This window comes from Pseudomonas sp. B2021 (genome assembly GCF_018135665.1).
Classification (GTDB): domain Bacteria; phylum Pseudomonadota; class Gammaproteobacteria; order Pseudomonadales; family Pseudomonadaceae; genus Aquipseudomonas; species Aquipseudomonas lactis.
On sequence record NZ_SMOF01000017.1, the window covers coordinates 1 to 2,221 of the forward strand.

Annotated in this window: 2 protein-coding genes; both read left to right on the forward strand. The window is 61.7% G+C overall.

Features of this window, described 5'->3' with window-relative positions; translation table 11 throughout:
- A partial coding sequence (locus tag E1K68_RS27445) for an enoyl-CoA hydratase/isomerase family protein (RefSeq protein ID WP_212614953.1) occupies nucleotides 1–936 on the forward strand: 936 nt, incomplete at its 5' end.
- 3 nt (nucleotides 937–939) lie between these two features.
- Entirely contained in the window at nucleotides 940–2,091 is a 1,152-nt protein-coding gene (locus tag E1K68_RS27450; RefSeq protein ID WP_212614954.1) for an acyl-CoA dehydrogenase family protein, read from the forward strand.
- Nucleotides 2,092–2,221: the final 130 nt, after the last annotated feature.

A 2,221-nucleotide genomic window follows, 5' to 3' on the forward strand; every position in this document is an offset into this window, starting at 1 on the left:
AAGAGACAGCCCGAGATCTACGCCGTGGTACTGCGCGGCGCCGGTGAAAAAGCCTTTTGCGCTGGCGGCGACATCCGTTCGCTGTACGACAGCTTCAAGCAAGGCGACACCCTGCACCAGGATTTCTTCGTCGAGGAATATGCCCTCGACCTGGCCATTCACCACTGCCGTAAACCCGTACTGGCATTGATGGACGGCTTCGTCCTCGGCGGTGGCATGGGCCTGGTGCAAGGCGCGGACCTGCGGGTGGTCACCGAACGCAGCCGCCTGGCCATGCCGGAAGTGGCCATCGGGTACTTCCCGGATGTAGGTGGCAGCTATTTTCTCTCGCGTATTGCTGGCGAGCTGGGCACCTACCTTGGGGTGACCGGGGTGCAGATTCGCGCGGCGGATGCCTTGTATTGCGGGCTGGCAGACTGGTACATCGACAGCGCCAAGCTGGTTGAGCTGGACCAGAAACTCGACGGCCTGCAATGGCACGACTCGCCGCTCAAGGACTTGCAAGGCGCACTCGCCAAGCTCGCCGTGCAGCAATTGCCCGACGCCCCGTTGGCGGCCTTGCGCCCGGCCATTGACCACTTTTTCGGGTTGCCGGACGTGCCCAGCATCGTCGAGCAACTGCAACAAGTGACCGTGGCCGATAGCCATGACTGGGCGCTGACCACCGCCAACCTCATGCAGACCCGCTCGCCCCTGGCCATGGCCGTGACCCTGGAGATGCTGCGCCGCGGCCGCCACTTGCCACTGGAACAGTGCTTTGCCCTCGAACTGCACCTGGACCGCCAGTGGTTCGAACGCGGCGACCTGATCGAAGGGGTTCGCGCCCTGATCATCGACAAGGACAAGACTCCGAAGTGGAACCCACCCACCCTCCATGCGCTGGATGCCAGCCATGTCGAGAGCTTCTTCCGCGACTTCGTGCAGATTGGGAAATAAGCCATGCAAGATCTTGAATACACTGAAGAACAAGTGATGATCCGAGACATGGCGCGGGATTTTGCCCGTGGCGAAATCGCCCCCCATGCCCAAGCCTGGGAGAAAGCCGGCTGGATCGACGACGCCCTGGTGGCGAAGATGGGTGAGCTGGGCCTGCTGGGCATGGTGGTACCGGAAGAATGGGGCGGCACCTATGTCGATTACGTCGCCTATGCCCTGGCCGTGGAGGAAATCTCCGCCGGTGACGCTGCTACGGGCGCGCTGATGAGTATCCATAATTCAGTGGGTTGCGGGCCGATCCTCAACTACGGCACAACCGAACAGAAAAACACCTGGCTGGCCGAACTCGCCAGTGGCCAAGCCATCGGTTGCTTCTGCCTGACAGAACCCCAGGCCGGTTCCGAAGCCCATAACCTGCGCACCCGTGCCGAGTTGCGTGACGGGCAATGGGTCATCAATGGCGCCAAGCAGTTCGTCAGCAACGGCAAGCGCGCCAAGCTGGCCATCGTGTTCGCCGTGACCGACCCGGAACTGGGCAAGAAAGGCATTTCGGCGTTCCTGGTGCCCACCGATACCCCAGGTTTCGTGGTCGACCGCACCGAGCACAAGATGGGTATTCGTGCGTCAGACACCTGCGCCGTCACGATCAACCAATGCAAGGTTCCCGAAGCCAACCTGCTGGGTGAGCGCGGCAAGGGCCTGGCCATCGCCCTCTCCAACCTCGAAGGCGGACGCATCGGCATCGCCGCCCAGGCCCTGGGCATTGCCCGCGCCGCGTTTGAAGCCGCGCTGGCCTACGCCCGTGATCGGGTGCAGTTCGACAAGGCGATCATCGAACACCAGAGCGTGGCCAACCTGCTGGCCGACATGCAAACCCAGCTCAACGCTGCGCGCCTGCTGATCCTCCATGCTGCGCGCCTGCGCACTGCCGGCAAACCGTGCCTGTCCGAAGCCTCCCAGGCCAAGCTGTTCGCCTCGGAAATGGCCGAACGGGTCTGCTCCAAGGCAATGCAGATCCATGGTGGCTATGGGTACCTGGAGGATTACCCGGTGGAGCGTTACTACCGGGATGCACGGATCACGCAGATTTACGAAGGCACCAGCGAGATTCAGCGGATGGTGATTGCCAGGGAGTTGAAAAACTACCAGCTCTAACGGACACCACACAAAACCCTGTGGGAGCTGGCTTGCCTGCGATGCAGACACCTCAGTACATCAGACTACCGATCAACGGTAACCACGATGCGAAGCGAGCCGCTCTTGATCTTGCTCTTGATCTGCTTTT